Origin of the sequence: [Scytonema hofmanni] UTEX 2349, assembly GCF_000582685.1 — a bacterium.
GTDB classification, from domain to species: Bacteria; Cyanobacteriota; Cyanobacteriia; order Cyanobacteriales; family Nostocaceae; genus Hassallia; species Hassallia hofmanni.
Map to the genome: position 1 here is coordinate 5,000,267 of NZ_KK073768.1, position 19,187 is coordinate 5,019,453.

A 19,187-nucleotide genomic window follows, 5' to 3' on the forward strand; every position below is an offset into this window, starting at 1 on the left:
ACGCGTTGCGCGAACGCTTGGGACAATATATATATAATTTTGCACAACCACTTATCACTAGGTTTGCAAACCATCAGCGTTGTGAATTTATCATAATCTGCTTGCCAATTAGCCTTAAAAATGCTGTACCAAAATGTTGAATTTCTATAAAATTAGCCTGTTCTGGTGCTGTTTTGTAAATTCTAAATGTCTTCATAATACCCAAAGTAGCAGCACTTTCTAAAGGACTAATAAAGCGTGTATCTTGGTCAAGAAAATGCGCTTGCTTTGCCCAATAAGCCATTTGATTAGCATTCAAAAAATAACAACCAGAATGGGGATTTAAAGCTCGCTTAAACGTGATTGGTATCCCCATTATTTTTCCTTGGAGTTCCGGCTTTTCTTGTATATTTTGAAAGGGTGCGGTTACTCGTGGAAGCAGATCGCCATCAACATAGGCTTTATCGGTAAAATTATTAATGGAAACTTCGTAGCGGTTGGGTTGCAGTAGACTTAAATCACCAGCTTGTTGAGTAAACCAATTTAATTTCACAAAAAACAAAGGATCGTGAATAATTAAATCATCTTCCAAAAAACAGTAATAATCATACTTGCCTAAATTGTCTCTTAGCAACGCTTGACATTGAAAACCTAACAAGATTGGTTCGGCTTCAGTTGGATAATGTTGATAAAAATGGGATGATAAAGGTAGTTCAGTAACAAGATGACAATCTTGAGTAGTACAAATCATAATATCGAGTTTACTACCTTGAGATTGGTTTGCCGGAAAAGCTAATCTTTGACCGATATTAATAATACTTTGAGACTTGCCAAATAGCTGATGTAAGTTACTAATGCTTTGAGTTAAAGCATGTATGCGGGCTTGGTGATCTTTCCTTTGGGAAGCGTGTTTTCCTTGGCTATCGGGTCGAAAAAAATGAGCTATGGTAAAAAGTATCCGCATTTTCTTACCTTACAAGATTATAAATTATGTGCAGTTTTTATACTCCCCGCAGCGTTATACAGCAGATTGCGTTGTTATGAAATACATGTAGAGACGTAGCATTGCTACGTCTCTATAGGGTTTTGGGTTTTACGTATGTACCTCCTAAACCTTTTCAAAATGTTGGGGATATGTTAGCCTATCGAAATTAATGTGGTCATCCACTAGTTGACAAAGTTAGAAGATAAAGTCGCTAGCATCAAGATTGGTAGAAGTGAAGTTTGCCAGGGTAATGGTATTTGTACCGAAAATCGAACCAGAAATCAGGGTGTTTGCAGCATTTTGAGTAACGGTCAAAGCTCCAAAACTGGTTGCGAATGCCTTGAGGTCAATTTTGTCTGCATCATTAGCGAAATTGTTAATGCGATCGCTACCAAAGCCCGATGCAAAAATAAAGGTGTCATTACCAGCATCACCATTCATGATATCGTTACCAGCACCACCAATCAGGATATCGTTACCACCTCCCCCATTCAGGGTGTCAGCACCACCACCACCAATTAGGGTGTCAGCACCACCACCACCAATCAGGGTGTCAGCACCACCACCACCATCGAGATAATCATTTCCAGCATCACCATTGATATCATCATTGCCAGCATTACCAAAGATGTTATCCTTGCTACCTGTACCGTTGAGGATGTTATTTTCAGCATTTCCAACGATTAAACCGATCGCATCAACGGCGATCGCACCTGTGAGATTAGCTCCAAAAAAGGTAGCATTTGTAAAGTCACCTTTTGACAAGTCAGCGTTAGTCAAATTAGCATTGGTGAAATTTGCCTCAACCGCAAGTCCATTAATCAAGACACCTTGGGCATTGGCTTGGCTGAAATTTGCTCCACTCAAATTGGTATTCTCAAACTTGGCATTAGTCAGGTTAGTAACTGTGCTACCAGAGGGGCTAAAATCAGCACCAGTTAGAACAGCATCATCTACAAGGAAACCACTTAAATTAGCCCCACGAAACTTGACATTAGCCGTTTGACCTGGTTCGAGTGGAGCATCACTCAAAGAGACACCACTAAAATTAGCTAGGTCAAAAATCGCGTTTTGCAGGGTTATATCTGTGAAATTTGTTTCCCGGAAGTCTGCACCTGTTGCATTGACGTTGACGAAGAGAGTTGCTTCTAGAGCTGCTCCTTGGAAGTTCGCATTTGTAAAATTAGCACCTGTAAAGTCAGCTGCTTTAAAATTCGCTAAAGACAGGTCAGCGCGAGTAAAGTTAGCACCAGTAAGATTGGGACGCTCAGATTGTTCACCACTCAGATTAGCTTCCCGCAAAATAGCATCCGTTAGGTTGGCATTTGACAGGTTAATATCTGATGTGTTGATTTTAAATAGATTTGCCCCTCTTAAATTTGCACCTCTGAGATTGACATTCTGCAATGTTGCTAGAGAAAAATTAGCTGGTGTGGCAAAGGTGGCATTAGGAGCAAAGATCGCATTTGATGCATTAACATTGATTAGAACTGCTTCTGAGAAGTTAGTGCTTCTGAGTTGCGTACCAACTAATTGGACATTTGTAAGGCTGGCTTTGAAAAAAGTTGAGCCATTCAGGTTTTGACCGTTAAAATTATTTCCAACCAGGTTTTGATTGCTAAAGTCTTGAGATGACATAGTATAGAGTTCCTTAGATTGATTGAATAAGTGGGAAACTTTTGGCGTGGGATATTGGTTGAAATCGTAGAGATGTTTGTGGTTGCGCTAGGCATAGCGTTCTTAGAGGATGTTTGAAAAGTCCTCTTGTCAGTATCAAAACCTTCTAGATCCCCCTAAATCCCCCTTGAAAAGGGGGACTTTGATTCCGGTTCCCCCCTTTTTAAGGCAGGGCTGTTTCATTCGACAAGGTATGTATTTTGTTCGGTTCAATAAGTGCCTAAAATCACAGCTAACAACTTTTCAAACAACCTCTTATTTCAACACTTTTGTAGGGCTTTATCCCAACTAGAAAATAGGGCTACACGGCGTAAGTCCTAGTATCGATTTTAAATCGTTGAAAAGCCGGAATTATAAGCTTTTTAACTCTTGACTTTTGCCCATCGATACTAGGGATAAGTTTGCCTTGTTGCACTAGCTAGGCTGATTGTTTGATTTCTAATGGCTGTTGTTTAGCTGTTACAGGTTCAAGTTGTTCTTGTAACCAAGTTGTAAATAGTTCATTGAGCAATTTCTCTTTCATTGCTTCGTCTAATTTGGCTGGTAAAAGTTTTTCTAAGCGGACAATTATCCACCATTCACCGATACGGGTTGGGGGTGATAACTGACCGAGTTGACTGATGGTAAGAATTTGAGCTAATTTTGGATGGGGTGATGAAAACGGAACTGGACCAATTAAACCACCAGTAGAAACTTCTGTACCTTGAGAATATTGTCTTGCTAGTTCTGCAAAAGGTTGTTCGTCTTCTAAAAGACGAAAATAAATTTCTCGTGCCAAATCTGCATCTTTAAGACGAATCAGGGAGTAGATAACTTGGTCAAGTTGTTGTTTGCGTTGACGGAAGTATGATTCTAAACAACTACCCCAAGTCGCTTTTTGGAACTTCTCAACTCTAAATTTGCGAGTTGTTAATTCGATAAATTGTGCTTCCGTTAATCCTTGTTCTTGCAACCAACTTTGACGTTTTATTTCGGATGTTAATTGATGTTGTTGGCAAAATTCCTCGTGACATTTGGCTTCCTCTTCAGGAGTACAGGTAAAGGATGCGATCGCCTCCTCTATTACTAGTTCTTGTTTGAGTTTAGGTAGCATTTGATATTGAATCAACAAGGGGACTATTTCTTGGGCAGTCACCTTGCGATTATTTACCTGCAATACTTCAGTCGATGGACTTTTTATTATTTCTATGTGCTGGTACTTACTGCCTAAACTGTTTTCTGTAATTGAGGATACTTTAGACTCGATTTGAACTGCACTACTTGGGAAGACTAATGTAGTATTCTCTTGCTGCTGTTGTAACCATTGGAGGTGTTTGGGTAATAAAACTGATAAATTATAGGATTTTTCCACAGTTTCTCTGGCTTTTGCGCGAATTTGTGCCATTTTATCGGGGTGATTTAGTGCTTCCTCGATGCGATCGCATATTTCCTGCGGTGAGAAAAAGTCTGCTAACAAGCCATTTACCCCATCTTGAATGACTTCCATGACAGGAGGGGTTCTCGAACCCACTACCAAACAACCTGTACAAAGGGATTCGAGTAAAGACCAAGATAAAACAAAGGGACGAGTTAAATAAACATGAACTGAGGAAGCTTGGAGAACTTGCAGATATTCTTCGTAAGGTAGCCAACCTGTAAAATGGATTCGACTTTGGTCGATGGGGAATTTATCCAGCATCACATCTTTATAGGTTTTACCATCAGCTAGTTTTTTGCCGTAAGCTACCCGGTTTTCTCCCACAACCACCACATGACAATTTGGTCGTCGCTGCTGGAGTAAAGACACTGCTTCTATAAACTGCGGAAAGCCCCGATAAGGCTCCATTCCTCTAGTAGCATAAGTAACTATTTCGTCTACATGAGAAAGGTCGATATTTTTGCTCGCTATGACTAACTTTGCTCCTGATTTGGGACGGAAAAACTCAGTATCAATGCCGTCATGCAGAACACTAATTTTACGTTGATATTCAGAAGGGAACTGCTGACGCTGCCAATAAGTTGGAGAAAGACCGCGATCGCAACTATATAAGTCTTGCAAAATTGGGGCATTTTTGATGCGAATCCGAGCTTCATCGTCATAACTCAGGGGATCATTGGGGTCAAAATCAGCATCGGAACCATGAGCGTGATAAAACCACTCGAAATAACATAAAAATTTAGCTTCGGGGAAAATATCTTTAATAAATAACGTTGGTCCCCAACCCGAATGACCATAAACTACATCAGGTACAAATCCCTTAGCCTTTAGCTGTTCTGCCATCCGAAAAACAGCCTGACCCTGAAGAACAGCATTTTCCAAAGGTCTAACATAGTGATGGGTTTCCGGTCGAGCTTCCCGTTTCGGCTTATAAAAAACCTTGTTAACACCAGGTAAACTTCCTTCATGACGAGTACTACCAAAAAAAACCTGGTTACTACTGTCTTTGGCTAAAGCTGCGGCTACATGACGAAATTGAGCCGGAAAATTAGGATGTAAAAATAATATTTGCATGATAGATAGATGCGAGGTGGAATATTGCAAAGTTTCTTCTCGAATTCTTCCATTTAGGAAAAACTGGAGATTAAAATAACTAGTCGGACAGAATTAATTACACAAAGTCCGCAGCTAATGAAGCGGAATGACGCAATTCCCTTGCACTTTGAGATTGCAAAGACGCTCCAGGCAAGAGAACCTATGCCGAAGGCTTTACGCTGAATGGCTGTAAATATTTCTGTCCACCTACTGAATGTGGTTCCGAAGAGTAGCAAAAGCGAATTCTGACGACGCTGCTACTCTCCGGTCTAAGGGCAATTTATCAGGCGCGTGCTAGGTTGTTACCAAGTAAAATCCTGTAGTTACCCATCTCTTAAGCTAGGAAATCTCCTTAGGCTCAGGTGTGTGCTATTTGGCTGTTTTCCAAATACACCACCTGGTTGCCCATTTCTTAGATAGGCTCAACAACGAAATCTGAGACATCGAAGACTCCACGGTTCACCCCTTCTACAAAGGCTAAGTTTTCCGATAGAGCAGGACTCACGCCTTCTGTCAGAACGTAGATTCGAGTACCACTCACTCCATTAATAGTGGCGTTCTGGAATCCTAAATCCTCAAATTCAACACCCTCAACGAAGAAGAAGTCAGTACCATTTTGGAAGTCGGTGATCCAGTCGCCAGCAGGAGGAGATATGATTGGCTCTCCTGGCTGGGGTGGCTCTGGTACAAAGTCTGTGAATAGCAATTGGAAGAAATCAGTATCAGCCCCGCCGGTTAGCGTATCGCGTGCGGTTTGGGTTTCTGAGTCTTCTCCGCCAAAGAGAAGGTCAACGCCAGCACCACCAATCACGCGGTCAACACCTGCGCCGCCATCGATGAAGTCATCGCCAGCACCGCCATTAATCACATCATTACCAGCCAGGGTTTCATCGACACCGAGATCGCCATAGATGGTGTCATTGCCACCCAAACCATTAAGGTTGTCAGCTCCCTCACCACCATCGATGTAGTCACCATCAACGCCACCTCTGATGGTTTCTAAGCCAGCACCGCCCAAAAGGGTGCTAGAACCTTCTCCACCATCAAGAATGTCATTGCCATTGCCTCCATCAAGGTAGTCAATACCGTCTCCACCCACGAGGGAGTCATTACCGGCATAGCCGTAAAGGCTGTCATCACCAGCGCCACCAATGAGGGTATCAGCACCGCCGGAAGCCAAACTGTCACCTTCACCATAAAGAGTGTCATTACCCTCTGCACCATCAATGTAGTCAGCACCACCCGGAATAGTACCTTCTGTGTCATCGCCATACAGCGCGTCATTAGAGAAGCTACCAATTACGGTGTCATTACCCGCACCGCCCTGTGCAGTATCCTCAAAACCACCATAGACCCAGTCAGCACCAGCACCACCATCGATGAAGTCTTTGCCATCTAAGATGTCATCAGCGTTCGTGCCACCATAAAGGGTGTCATTGCCAGCTTCACCAAATAGTGAGTCCTCGCCTGCATCCCCAAATAGTCTGTCGGCACCACCTCCACCATACAGTTCGTCCTTATCGTTTCCACCTCGAAGGAGGTCATTTTCCCCTAAACCATATAAGGTGTCATCCCCGCCATTGCCGCGAAGCGTATCAGCATTCCCAGTCCCCGTAAGGGTATCAGATTGTTCTGTTCCGTTTCTTACCGCCATAGTTATAATTTCCTGTTTCAAAAAAGTATTTGCAATTTAGTAGATGTAGATGCACAATAGAAAACAAAGTCTCTTTTCACTGTCACTATTCCTTTCCCCCCGGCTTCAAGTTGAGAGAGGGGTGACAAAGACTTTCAGTAAAGTCAGTAGACTAAGAACTATTTATGGCTAACGCCAAGCTCCGCTAACATGCTTGTTGTGTATCAAAGTTCATCCAGACCTATAGGGACTTCCCCCACGGTAAGGCTGACTTGAAGTTATACTACCGTCAAGCTAGCTATCCTGAAAAAATCAAAGCTTTCGTTAGCCAGTGCAAGAGATGAATGGATGATTTAAATACCAGTTAAATCAAACCCGATAAATTAGAATCGACGAACATTTTTCATGGTTTGCAACCATAATAGTAGATACGCAACACCCTCAGAAGTTAAGACTCCCTGCGCTGTACCTACTCAAGTATCGTTTTTGATTCTTTGCAAGTCTTCCTAAAGCTTTACAGATTAGAACACAATTTCTTTTGTAAATTAATAGTTTTTATCTAAATACGCAGTAAACAAGGAGTTAAACTCCCTTTACCAGCAAGATAAAAGAACAGATAAAATTTACAAAATCAGAAGAAAATTCAGTTTTTTCTACACAATTAGCATAGTTCCCTGGATTTGGCTTGTCAATCCCAAAAAATGAGAATTTTCTCATCAAAAAAAAACTACGTAAAAGCCTTACAGTATCAAGACATACATTAAAATCAACAGGTCGCGCCAGGATTCCCCGACTTCCCCGTGTGCAAGTCGGGGAATCCTGGCGCTCCGGGACTAGGGACTCTTTACTGGGGAAAAGGCACTTCCGTTTTCTTTAAAACTTGGTTGGGGTCTGAATCCTATAAGCAAGTTTTCCCAGTCCCCAGTAAAGAATCCCTTTTTCAAGTAAGAAATCAGCCTTTAGATAGATACGCCAGATTGGAGTTTAGGTGATTTAATTCAGTAATACCAGATACAAACCCGATAAATTCTTTCTTAGAGCATACAGACCCCAAACTCAAAGCTAAATTTAAAAAATTCCAGTTGGAAAATTGGTATGTCTGTTGCTACGGATTACTTTGCTGACTTTATTGCCAAGCTTGAAGGTTGCGATCAATTACCAAGTGAGGAGCTTACTGATTTATTAAAAAATACTCATCCTACTCGGTATCGTGTAGGTCAGAGGATTCTAGGAAAAGAGAGAATACCCGATCGCATCACAATCATTTATGAGGGGAAGGTTCGTTTACTAGCACATGACCCAGGCACTCAAGTACCAACTACTTTAAAATTTCTCGAATCTGGAGAGGTTTTAGGTGAAATTGGAATTTTGCGACAAGTTGCATGTGAAATTGCGATCGCATCGAGTGAAGTCACATGTTTAACTTTGGATTCTGGCAAATACTTACAATTGCTTTCCAGGTATCCAGCTTTTGCAGAAGTTCGTAAGAGTCGGTGTCACTTAGTGGAAATATTTGATGTTCTGAGTGATCAAAAAGAGGTTCAAGCAAATACTGGAGTGAATCTCAAAGAACTCGCTCAAAATGCTTTGTTAAGAGCAAAAGTACATTATTTACCACCGGGAAAAACTTTATCTAGTCAATTAGATAGCAAAAGAGTTTGGTTTGTTAGTGGTGGTGGAACAGTCAAAAATGTTTCTCCTGGTTCACCGATAGAATTGCTCAATTGTGAAAAATTAGAAGTTGTAGGGAAAATAGCAGCACGTTTAATCGGTTTGCGTGAGTCAGATTTGTTTCACAATTACCAACAATATCAGATACAAGATCATCAGCTAGAAAAATTAGACGAAATTGAGATTCCCTATGCATCTGAAGAAGAAGCTGTAACTAATTATATCTTTGAAGATAAACAGCAGAAAAGAAAATATCCATTTGTTCATGGTAAAGGGGAGTTAAATTCGGCGATCGCTTGTTTTCAAATGGTATCAAAACATTTGAAAACGCCCTTTAGACGAGAGATTATCAACCGTATTTTAAATGAGAATAATAAACGTTCCCCTACAGTATCTTTTCAGGTTTGCGCTTATCTTGCAGAGTTGTTAGGACTTAAGGCACAACTAATTGATGTATCCTTAAGCTTAAGTAGCATAACGCGCATTCCCGCACCTGCTCTAATTCGTTATGAAAACAGCTTTGCAGTTTTATATGAAGCCAGCGAAAAAGTTATAGTTTTGGGAATACCGTCTGAAGGCATCCAGCGCTTTAAACCCAAAGAACTACTCGCTCAATTAGAAGTAGAAGAAAGCAATTCTCAACCTCGATTAAGGGTGTTATTACTTAATGCTACTAAAAGCACACCCCAAAAAAGGTTTGGTTTAGAGTGGTTTATTCCCTATTTATCGCGTTACCGTCGCATACTTATAGAAGTTTTTTGCGCTTCATTTTTTGTGCAGCTAGCAGCATTAGCAAATCCTCTGATTATTCAGATAATAATTGACCAAGTAATTGTTCAAAATAGTGTTAATACACTGCATATTTTTGGAACTTTGCTATTAGTTGTTGGTTTGTTTGAAGTTGTACTCACTACATTAAGAACCTACTTATTTGTCGATACTACCAATCGGATTGACATGGGTTTGGGGTCAGAAATCATTGACCACTTACTGCGTTTACCGCTAAGTTATTATCAACGCAGACCAGTGGGAGAACTATCTACCCGCATTAATGAATTAGAAAATATTCGTAAATTTCTGACAGGCACAGCATTAACTGTGGGTTTAGATGCTCTATTTTCGGTGATTTATATCATCGTTATGTTATTTTATAGCTGGCAACTAACCCTAGTCGGTTTAGCAACTATACCTGTATTTATCATTTTGACTGCTATTACCTCCCCCATAGTGAGGAAGCAGTTACGTGAAAAAGCCGAAAGAAATGCGGAAACACAATCATACTTAGTTGAGATAATTTCCGGAATTCAAACAGTCAAAGCTCAAAATATTGAATTGCGATCGCGTTTTTCTTGGCAAGAGCGTTACGCTAATTATGTATCAACTGGGTTTAAAACTGTAATAACTTCCACCCTGGCAAATTCTACCAGTAATTTTCTTAACAAACTCAGTAGTTTATTAGTTTTGTGGATGGGAGCGTATTTAGTAGTTCAGGGAGAATTAACTTTAGGTGAATTAATTGCTTTTCGGATTATTTCTAGTTATGTTACCAGCCCAATTTTACGTTTAGCACAACTTTGGCAGAGTTTTCAAGAAACAGCTTTATCATTAGAGCGTTTAAGCGATATTGTTGATACACCACAAGAAGCAGAACAAGATCGTAATAATATTCCTTTGCCAGCGATTTCTGGTGCCGTTCGTTATGAAAATGTTTACTTCCGCTTTAAAAGTGATGGTCCTCTGCAACTTTGTAATGTTAGTCTTGATTTTAATTCGGGTGAATTTATTGGCATTGTCGGACAAAGTGGTGCAGGAAAAAGTACTCTGACAAAACTTTTGATTCGATTGTACGAACAAGAGTCGGGTAGAATTTTAATTGATGGATATGATATATCTAAAGTTGAACTATATTCACTACGACGACAAGTCGGATTTGTTCCCCAAGATACACTCTTGTTTGAAGGTACAATTCAAGACAATATTGCTCTTACCAATCCTGACGCAACAACAGAGGAGATTATCGAAGCTGCTAAAATTGCCGCTGCCCATGACTTTATTATGGACTTACCTAATGGTTACAATACCAAGGTCGGGGAACGTGGAGGATCGCTGTCAGGTGGACAAAGACAAAGAATTGCGATCGCACGTTCTGTTTTACAAAGACCAAAGTTATTAGTCTTGGATGAGGCAACTAGTGCTTTAGATTATGTCACAGAACGGCAAGTTTGTCTCAATTTAGCCAAGGCATTTAAAAATAGTACAGTATTCTTCATTACTCACCGTTTGAATACTGTCAAACATGCAGATACAATCGTTGTCATGGACGCTGGTAGGGTGGTTGAGCAAGGAACACATCATGAATTAATTGCAATAGAAGGTCATTATTTCTACCTCTATAATCAGCAAGAAATGAACTTGTAATTCGGACAAGTTAGGATTTGATAAGTAACCACAAATATTATTGGTGTGTGATGCTAGAAATGATATTCAATAAAACAATGTATTCTCGTAGCGTCACACACCCTACAACCAATTAGTACTTTATTTTTCCGGTAATTCCTATCTAATAACTAAACCATGTCTACTTTGAAAAGTATTTCAATATAGACGGGATTTAATAACTAATAATCAATAACTTCTTATTACTATGACTCAACTAGATAAAAATCAACTCAATGGTAAATATAGTAACGGCAAGTATAAACATACAATAAAAGCCTTAGAATCGCAGATATCGACTACTGAATCTGAAACCCCTAAATCACTTATAACTAAATCATCTGCAAATAATTTTCCAGATTCTAAATTTGAACAATCTGTGGTATTGCGCCAATCTCCTGTTTGGTCTCGTGCGATAATGATGACTATGATGGGTTTAGGTTGCTTTGGCATCATCTGGGCTTGTTTTGCTAAAATTGAACAAGTAGTTCCAGCCACAGGACAATTAAAACCTGAAGGTGCAGTCAAAGAAATTCAAGCACCAGTAGGTGGGGTTGTTAAAGATATCTATATTAAAGATGGACAACATGTAAAAGCTGGAGATTTGTTACTCATTTTTGATTCTAGTACTACGGATGCTGAATTAAATTCACTGCAAAAAATACGTAATGCATTAATGCAGGAAAATCAGATTTATCGTCAGTTAATCCAAACTCCTGCGGCTGTTACAGAAGGTGTGTTGTTAAAAAGTTCCTTATCAAAAGAAACTTCTTTTTTGTTAAAAACTCATACAGTTTTACTGGCAGAAAATGAATTATTACGCCAAGAATTAGGAAATTCAGGGAATATTTTAGGTTTGGGAATAGATGAGCAAAAACGTCTCACCACAACAAAAACCGAATTAGATACTCGTGCAGCAGCAGGAAGGTTAGAAGTTGAACAAATCAAGAAAAAATTAGCACAGACTGAAGTTAAAATTAGTGATACAAAAGCAACTTTAGCTATTGAAGAACAAATTGTCAGTAAACTAAAAACTTTATCACAACAAGGGGGAATTTCGCAGTTACAGTATTTGCAACAAAAAAAAAATGTACAAAATCTTCAAGCACAACTAGCACAATTATTAGAAGAACAGCAACGTCTACAACTTGATATTGAACAAGGACAGCAAGAGATGAAAAATACCGTTGCGGCTTCTCAGAAAAATAATTGGGAAAAAATCACTAATAATAAAAAGCAAATTGCCGAGATAGAGACTCAACTTACTAAGGTTTTGTTAGAGAATGAAAAACGACTAGCTGATGTGAATAGTAAAATTTCCCAAGCACAAACAAATATAAAGTATCAAAAACTTCATGCACCTGTATCTGGAACTATTTTTGACTTACAAGCAAATAATCATGGTTTTGTAACCAGATCAAGCGAAAAACTACTTTCAATAGTGCCAAATGATAGCTTTATTGCCGAGGCTTTTATTACTAATAAGGATATTGGTTTTGTGCGAGAAGGGATGAAAGTAGATGTCAGAATAGATTCCTTTCCCTTTAGCGAATTTGGTGATATTAAAGGAGAAATAACTTCAGTCGCATCAGATGCATTAGCACCAGATGAAAACCATCGATATTATCGCTTCCCTATCAAAATAAAGTTGAACAGGCAATCATTAAATGTGCAAGGTAGAAATATATCCTTGCAATCAGGAATGTCTATCACTGCTAATATTAAGGTACGCGAAGAAAGAAGTATTATTAGCCTGTTTACCCAGTTATTCACCAAGCATATTGAAACCTTGAAGGAAGTTCGTTAGAAAAACTATAATTTCCTTTGAGTTTGGATGCGTTAACGCACCATTGTCGCTTATGTGGGGTTGGGGTGAGGTTTTGTTCTGTACTTCATCCACCTGGGAACCGTTATATACATAAATGCTGATGTCAGAAGCTGTGGAAAATGCTAGAAGTAAAACTAAAATGAAAATTTAGATTTTTTAAGTGGAGACCAACTCCGTGGAATCACTGACGTTGAAGGTTAAACAGCGAGTTCAAGAACTGCGGCAATTACTACAACAAGCTAGCTATGCCTATTACGTCCTCGATTCTCCCATAATAGAGGATGCAGTTTACGATCGCCTGTATCGAGAATTGCAACAATTGGAAACTGAGCATCCAGAAGTTGTCACCCCAGATAGTCCCACTCAGCGCGTGGGTGAGAAGCCCGCTACACAGTTTACCACGGTGCGGCACAACATTCCCCTATATAGTTTGGAGAATGCCTTTGATGTTGATGAGTTGCAAGCTTGGGAACGGCGTTGGCGACGTCAAACACCGAACATAGATGCGGTAGAATATGTCTGCGAACTGAAAATTGATGGTAATGCTTTGGCTCTGACTTACGAAAATGGCGTTTTAGTCAGAGGAACGACTAGAGGTGATGGTGTAACTGGTGAAGATATTACCCAAAATGTGCGAACAATTCGCTCAATTCCGTTACGCTTGAATATGTCGGGGTTAGAAAACGTTGAACGGGTGGAAGTTCGCGGTGAGACGTTTTTACCTTTAGAAGTATTTAAGCAAATTAACTCCCAAAGGCTTGCAGCTGGTGAACAGTTATTTGCCAATCCCCGCAACGCTACAGCTGGTACACTGCGGCAATTAGACTCTCGCATTGTCGCGCAACGGCAGTTAGATTTTTTTGCTTACACGCTGCACATTCCAGGATTAGATGATGCAAGTATTGCTAATACTCAATGGGAAGCTTTGGAATTGCTGCAAAATATCGGCTTTCGCGTCAACCCAAACAAGCATCTGTGTGCAACTTATGCCGAAGTTGCTGAATATTATCAACATTGGGATACAGAACGGCTGAATCTAGATTACATGACTGATGGGGTGGTGGTAAAGCTGAATTCTTTTAAGCTGCAAGAACAGTTGGGATTTACGCAAAAGTTTCCCCGCTGGGCTGTGGCACTCAAATACGCAGCCGAAGAAGCACCTACCCGCGTGGAAAATATTGCGGTGAATGTTGGCAGAACTGGCGCGTTAACGCCTTTGGCAGAAATGCGCCCAGTGCAACTAGCGGGGACGACTGTATCACGGGCTACTTTACATAATAGCGATCGCATTGCCCAATTAGACATCCGCATCGGCGATACTGTCATTGTCCGCAAAGCTGGAGAAATTATCCCGGAAGTGTTGAGGGTACTCAAAGAACTTCGTCCCGACGACACTAAACCGTTTGTTATGCCTACCCATTGTCCAGTATGCAACCAACCTGTGGTCAGGGAAATGGGCGAGGCAGTGACGAGATGCGTTAATGCTTCTTGTGCTGCTATCCTCAAAGGTGCGATCGAACATTGGGTCAGTCGCGATGCGTTGGATATTCGCGGTATGGGGGAAAAACTGGTGCATCAACTCGTTGATAAAGGTGTGGTGCATTCGGTTGCTGATTTGTACGACTTGACAGAAGACAAGTTTTGTGAATTAGAGCGGATGGGGAAAAAATCAGCAGAAAAATTGGTGAGTGCGATCGCCTGTAGTAAAAATCAACCTTGGTCGCGGGTATTATATGGTTTAGGCATTCGTCATGTTGGCAGCGTCAATGCCCAATTATTAACTGAGAAGTTTCCCTCTGTGGAAAAATTAGCACAAGCAAGGCAATCAGATATTGAAGGAATTTACGGTATCGGTGCAGAAATTGCTCAATCTGCTTATCAATGGTTCCACATTGCTGCAAATCAAACTTTAATTGAACGGTTGCAAGCTGCGGGGTTACAATTCGTTGGGGAAGTTACGCTGACATCGGATAATCAAAAGTTGGTGGGGAAAACTTTTGTAATTACGGGTACGCTACCAACTTTGAAACGGGATGAAGCGAAAGCCTTGATTCAGAAAAATGGTGGTAAAGTCACGGAATCTGTGAGTAAAAAAACTGATTATTTAGTTGTGGGGGAAGATGCGGGTTCTAAGTTGGAAAAGGCTGAAAGTTTGGGAATTACGCAGTTGAGTGAAGCGCAATTGTTGGAATTGGTGGGGGAGTAACGAACCGCAGAGAACCCAGAGAAATTTAAGACGAATCCCCAGTGCATTTCCCCTAGCTTTAGTGGTAGTTCGCAAACAATATAAACTTAGGCTTCCTGACGCAATCATTGCTGCAACTGCACAAAGATTGAATGCAATGTTATTTACGAATGATGTTAGGTTCAATAATGTAACACAAATTAACACTCAAACAGTGCAAATTGTGTAGTAAGCCTGCGTAGACGCCTTAGCGGCTTGTCGCAAGACATCGCTCTTTTTCTCGTCAATGTGTAGATTCTGCATCGTCTTGTCTTCAAACACTGTTGATCGCTCTATAATTTTTACATAACGCAAATGTGATGAAATAAGTATATTTTGAAGAGCAAATTAGTTAGATAATATTGACTCATCATTTTGTTGTGCTATCAGGAGTTTTGAATGGGTCGCGCCAAAAAGGTTGTTCTGGCATATTCTGGTGGAGTAGATACCTCAGTTTGCATTCCCTACCTCATGCATGAGTGGGGTGTAGAAGAAGTGATTACGCTAGCAGCAGATTTAGGTCAGGGAGATGAATTAGAGCCAGTTCGAGAAAAAGCTTTAAAATCGGGTGCAAGTGAATCTCTGGTGGCAGATGTCAAGGATAGATTTATTAAAGATTACGCGTTTGGAGCAATTCAAGCAAATGCCCTTTATGAAAATCGCTATCCTTTGGGAACTGCTCTTGCTCGTCCGCTGATTGCTAAGATATTAGTAGAAGCCGCAGAAAAATACGGTGCAGATGCGATCGCTCACGGTTGCACCGGCAAAGGTAACGATCAGGTACGCTTTGATGTGTCCTGTGCTGCTCTGAACCCGAATCTGAAGATACTTGCCCCAGCGCGGGAATGGGGAATGAGTCGTGAAGAAACCATCGCTTATGGCGAACGTTTTGGTATTTCCTCGCCGGTGAAAAAGAAATCCCCCTACAGTATTGATAAAAATTTGCTCGGTCGCAGCATAGAAGCTGGTGTTCTGGAAGATCCCGCAGTTGAACCACCAGAAGAAATTTATCAGATGACGAAAGCGATCGCTGATACTCCTAATGAACCAGAATACATTGAAATCGGTTTCACTCAAGGTATTCCTACCACCCTCAACGGTGAAGCTAAAAACCCAGTTGCCCTAATTGAACAACTCAACAATGCAGCCGGCAGCCACGGTATCGGGCGGATTGATATGATAGAAAATCGCTTGGTAGGTATTAAATCGCGGGAAATCTACGAATCACCCGCAATGTTAGTATTAATTCAAGCACACCGAGATTTAGAAAGCCTGACTTTAACCGCAGATATCACCCATTACAAGCGTGGTATCGAAGAAACTTATACCCAAATGGTTTATAACGGTTTGTGGTACAGTCCACTCAAAGCGGCATTGGATGCGTTTATTCAAAAAACTCAAGAGCGAGTTTCTGGAACTGTACGATTAAAGCTGTTTAAGGGTAACGCCACGATAGTCGGGCGTACTTCTGAAAATACCCTTTACACACCAGATTTGGCAACCTACGGAGCCGAAGACCAATTCGATCATAAAGCAGCTGAAGGCTTTATTTACGTTTGGGGACTACCAACACGTATTTGGGCACAACGCGGAAGAGATTAGTAGGTAGTGGTTAGTGGATAGTGGATAGTGGATGGTTGTTGGTGGTTAGTCGATGGTGATTAGAAGTGCTTTTTGACAACTAACAACCAACAACTAACAACCAACAACTAACAACCAACCACTAACAACCAACCACTAACAACCAACAACTAACAACCAACCACTAACAACCAACCACTAACAACCAACCACTAACAACCAACAACTAACAACCAACCACTAACAACCAACAACTAACAACCAACAACTAACAACCAACAACTAACAACCAACCACTAACAACATTCCCTACTCCCCACTCTCTAATTCCTTAGTTTGCCTAGCTTCCAACCACAGTGGTATAACTATGACTGCAACCAGGATTAGCAACGCAGCGATCGCAAATTGACTTGCCCAAGTAACCAGTTGTTCTAAAGGAACAATTTTTCCCGCAAAGAAAGCTAATGTCACCATTGCACTAGCCCACGTAATTGCTCCCGCTAAGTTATATAAAAAGAATTTACCAAAGGGCATTTCCACTATACCCGCTAGTGGCGAAGCGAAAACTCGCATCAATGCCAAAAAGCGCCCAAAAAATACAGCTTTACCAGCTTTTTCACTAAATGTATCTTTAATTTTCAGTAGCCGCTGTTCGGAAATCCGAAAAATGCTACCAACTCGCAGCAAAAAAGACCAACCGCCAATTCTACCAATCCAATAGCCGCAAATACCACCAATGACAGCACCGGCGATCGCATTACCTAAAACTAGCCAATAATTTAATTCATTACTGCCAGCAAGAAACCCACCGACTATAGTCACGGTTTCACCAGGAAGAGGAATTCCTAAATTTTCTAGCAAAATTCCCAAAAAAACAGCCCAATAACCATACTGGTGGGCAACTTCCTGAATGTTTTCTAGCGACATAAACTCAAAAGACATCCAGCACCGCCATATGAAACAAATTTTTACTATTCTTATCTATCTTTGCTCTTTTATCGGTGGTGTGTCAATTAAATTCCGCTTGTTATATAGACAAAATTCAATAATTAATATTCATTTTTATTGAAAGCGACGGGAAACTCCATCCCCTTGTGGGTGGAGAGGGATAGTCGCCCCGTCGCTTGGGGCATTGGGCATTGGTAACTTCTTCCCCATGCCCCATGCCCCATTCCCCATGCCCTAAAACTCCATCCCCTTGTGGGTGGAGTTTTTTATCTAGTTTTTCTATTACATATATCATATCCGCAGATTTACGGTGTCAAAATTCCAAATATTTATAAAATATTTATAAATCTCTACGAAAAACATAAAAATTTCGTAAAAGATACGGATGTTACCGAATTTCTTTGAGGCTTATGCCTATAGTAATGAAAGTTAACACAAATTATACGGCATGAATACTGACGATATCTCTTTTAAAAGGATTGCTATACTTACCTTGGTATAAGGTAAGGCAAGTAAACTTTTGATTGAAAGAAAAGCAGTATTAATGTTGTTTTTGTATTTTTTTGAAGTTTTCCCACTACCCTCTTAAATTCATGATCGCACAAGAATGTCAAGTGATTTTGTTCAAACCCCAAGGAAGCATAGACTTGGAAGGTGGTAAGGCTTTGAGCGAACAAATGGCTACTGTGAAGCCTCAGCGTGATCAACTCTGGATTATTGATTTAGCTGAAGTGGATTTAATGAATAGTTCTGGCTTGGTTCCCTTAGTAAAAGGACTTAAAATAGCCCGACAAAGTGGTTGTCGCTTGGTTATTTGCAATTGTTCGGCTTCTGTGCGGTTAATTTTGGAACTTACCCAACTGGACTCTGTTTTTGAAATTTTTGATACTTACCAAGATATATTCACCATTGTCAAGGATAGTAGTTTGGTTGTAGTAGGCTGAAATTATATCTCATAGAGAGAATAATGGTGAGGCGATCGCGCAAGTTTTGGACTACCAATGACACTCTAAATAAACATGAGTGTTTATAGTTGTAAATTTTATAGGCAAATATTACATTGTCTATAAAACCTATTTAGGAGTAACCCTGAACGGGGGAACTACAACCCCCTGTATCCCTTCCTTGAAGCCATTTATGCTTGTTTAGTTTTAGGCAATAAGTAAGCAGCAACTACTTCCACAGAGTTAATTATTTTAGCATATTTTTTTAATTAAGCACGCCTCAAGCTTTTCATCTGACCTAGTGACATCTCCTACACTGACCCGATGACGGGTACAGTGTAGGCTTCCAAGACAATCCGGCTATCGCTGAGGAGGCTCTTGGCTTTTGAGAACGGAATGCCCTACCGCTCTATTTTTTATATTTATCGCGGCGTTATGATCGCGATCTAAACTGCATCCACAATTATGACAGTCATGCCATCTTACGTGCAGCTTTTTAGAAACTTTCACACCACAATTAGAGCAATCTTGACTTGTGCCAGACGCGTGACAAAGGATAACACATAATCCAGCATTTTCGGCTTTGATTTGTAGTATCGACAGAAAGCGCGTGCCCTCCAGCGTCCGTAATAGATTTAGCTAATCGGGTAGGTGCAAGTCCTTTTACATTCAAATCTTCAACCGCAATAACATCATATTTTCAACAGATTGTTAGCGGTTTTAAAGTGAAAGTCTTTCCTTTTATCCGCAACTTTCTTGTGTTGCTTCC

The 19,187-nt window shown here is 40.5% G+C and carries 12 protein-coding genes and 1 pseudogene; 6 read left to right on the forward strand and 7 right to left on the reverse strand.

The annotated features are described in order from the left end of the window. Positions 1 to 73 precede the first annotated feature (73 nt). From TOL9009_RS0127785 to TOL9009_RS0127800, 4 genes are all read right to left on the reverse strand, one after another. A complete protein-coding gene (locus TOL9009_RS0127785) occupies positions 74 to 943 on the reverse strand; it encodes a hypothetical protein (protein ID WP_029636483.1) in 870 nt (289 codons plus the stop codon). Positions 944 to 1,159: 216 nt separating this feature from the next. Beyond that, positions 1,160 to 2,602 (reverse strand): pentapeptide repeat-containing protein, encoded by a 1,443-nt coding sequence (locus TOL9009_RS0127790; protein WP_029636484.1) that lies wholly within the window; start codon positions 2,600 to 2,602, stop codon positions 1,160 to 1,162. 457 nt (positions 2,603 to 3,059) lie between these two features. Then, positions 3,060 to 5,132 carry a glycosyltransferase gene (locus tag TOL9009_RS0127795; protein WP_029636485.1) on the reverse strand — a complete coding sequence of 691 codons (2,073 nt, stop codon included), beginning with the start codon at positions 5,130 to 5,132 and terminating at the stop codon, positions 3,060 to 3,062. Positions 5,133 to 5,565: 433 nt separating this feature from the next. Continuing rightward, a complete protein-coding gene (locus tag TOL9009_RS0127800) occupies positions 5,566 to 6,807 on the reverse strand; it encodes a calcium-binding protein (RefSeq protein WP_029636487.1) in 1,242 nt (413 codons plus the stop codon). Positions 6,808 to 7,881: 1,074 nt separating this feature from the next. Between TOL9009_RS0127800 and TOL9009_RS0127805 the strand changes: the two genes are divergently transcribed. The 5 genes from TOL9009_RS0127805 (at position 7,882) to TOL9009_RS0127825 (ending at position 16,547) form a co-directional block, all read left to right on the forward strand. Beyond that, positions 7,882 to 10,875: a peptidase domain-containing ABC transporter gene (locus TOL9009_RS0127805; RefSeq protein ID WP_029636489.1), complete on the forward strand. Its 2,994-nt coding sequence runs from the start codon at positions 7,882 to 7,884 to the stop codon at positions 10,873 to 10,875. Positions 10,876 to 11,101: 226 nt separating this feature from the next. After that, the gene (locus tag TOL9009_RS0127810; RefSeq protein ID WP_029636491.1) at positions 11,102 to 12,700 is read left to right on the forward strand and encodes an HlyD family efflux transporter periplasmic adaptor subunit; all 1,599 of its coding nucleotides are present in this window, start codon (positions 11,102 to 11,104) and stop codon (positions 12,698 to 12,700) included. Between the two features lie 196 nt (positions 12,701 to 12,896). Next, on the forward strand, positions 12,897 to 14,927 hold the full coding sequence (gene ligA / locus TOL9009_RS0127815) for an NAD-dependent DNA ligase LigA (RefSeq protein ID WP_029636492.1): 2,031 nt from the start codon (positions 12,897 to 12,899) through the stop codon (positions 14,925 to 14,927). Between the two features lie 61 nt (positions 14,928 to 14,988). Continuing rightward, a complete protein-coding gene (locus tag TOL9009_RS49740; RefSeq protein WP_260675954.1) occupies positions 14,989 to 15,135 on the forward strand; it encodes a PIN domain-containing protein in 147 nt (48 codons plus the stop codon). A gap of 209 nt (positions 15,136 to 15,344) precedes the next feature. Further along, complete coding sequence (locus TOL9009_RS0127825; protein WP_029636495.1) at positions 15,345 to 16,547, forward strand: argininosuccinate synthase; 1,203 nt, start codon at positions 15,345 to 15,347, stop codon at positions 16,545 to 16,547. 288 nt (positions 16,548 to 16,835) lie between these two features. On the opposite strand, the gene TOL9009_RS0127830 is transcribed toward TOL9009_RS0127825, so the two are convergent. Then, positions 16,836 to 17,468, reverse strand: coding sequence for a DedA family protein (locus TOL9009_RS0127830; protein ID WP_029636497.1), 633 nt, complete (start codon positions 17,466 to 17,468; stop codon positions 16,836 to 16,838). Between the two features lie 100 nt (positions 17,469 to 17,568). Next, a complete protein-coding gene (locus tag TOL9009_RS0127835) occupies positions 17,569 to 17,769 on the reverse strand; it encodes a hypothetical protein (protein WP_029636499.1) in 201 nt (66 codons plus the stop codon). Between the two features lie 298 nt (positions 17,770 to 18,067). On the opposite strand from TOL9009_RS0127835, the gene TOL9009_RS0127840 reads away from it, so the two are divergent. Then, positions 18,068 to 18,418 carry an STAS domain-containing protein gene (locus TOL9009_RS0127840; RefSeq protein ID WP_029636501.1) on the forward strand — a complete coding sequence of 117 codons (351 nt, stop codon included), beginning with the start codon at positions 18,068 to 18,070 and terminating at the stop codon, positions 18,416 to 18,418. Positions 18,419 to 18,729: 311 nt separating this feature from the next. Here the strand turns inward: TOL9009_RS0127840 and TOL9009_RS43925 are convergent. Next, positions 18,730 to 19,187: pseudogene (locus tag TOL9009_RS43925) on the reverse strand (RNA-guided endonuclease InsQ/TnpB family protein); the annotation flags it as partial.

Coding starts and splice junctions, on each gene's coding strand:
- TOL9009_RS0127785 (WP_029636483.1), bottom strand. CDS start 943: ATGCGGATACTTTTTACCATAGCTCATTTTTTTCGACCCGATAGCCAA.
- TOL9009_RS0127790 (WP_029636484.1), bottom strand. CDS start 2,602: ATGTCATCTCAAGACTTTAGCAATCAAAACCTGGTTGGAAATAATTTT.
- TOL9009_RS0127795 (WP_029636485.1), bottom strand. CDS start 5,132: ATGCAAATATTATTTTTACATCCTAATTTTCCGGCTCAATTTCGTCAT.
- TOL9009_RS0127800 (WP_029636487.1), bottom strand. CDS start 6,807: ATGGCGGTAAGAAACGGAACAGAACAATCTGATACCCTTACGGGGACT.
- TOL9009_RS0127805 (WP_029636489.1), top strand. CDS start 7,882: ATGTCTGTTGCTACGGATTACTTTGCTGACTTTATTGCCAAGCTTGAA.
- TOL9009_RS0127810 (WP_029636491.1), top strand. CDS start 11,102: ATGACTCAACTAGATAAAAATCAACTCAATGGTAAATATAGTAACGGC.
- TOL9009_RS0127825 (WP_029636495.1), top strand. CDS start 15,345: ATGGGTCGCGCCAAAAAGGTTGTTCTGGCATATTCTGGTGGAGTAGAT.
- TOL9009_RS0127830 (WP_029636497.1), bottom strand. CDS start 17,468: ATGTCTTTTGAGTTTATGTCGCTAGAAAACATTCAGGAAGTTGCCCAC.
- TOL9009_RS0127835 (WP_029636499.1), bottom strand. CDS start 17,769: ATGATATATGTAATAGAAAAACTAGATAAAAAACTCCACCCACAAGGG.
- TOL9009_RS0127840 (WP_029636501.1), top strand. CDS start 18,068: ATGATCGCACAAGAATGTCAAGTGATTTTGTTCAAACCCCAAGGAAGC.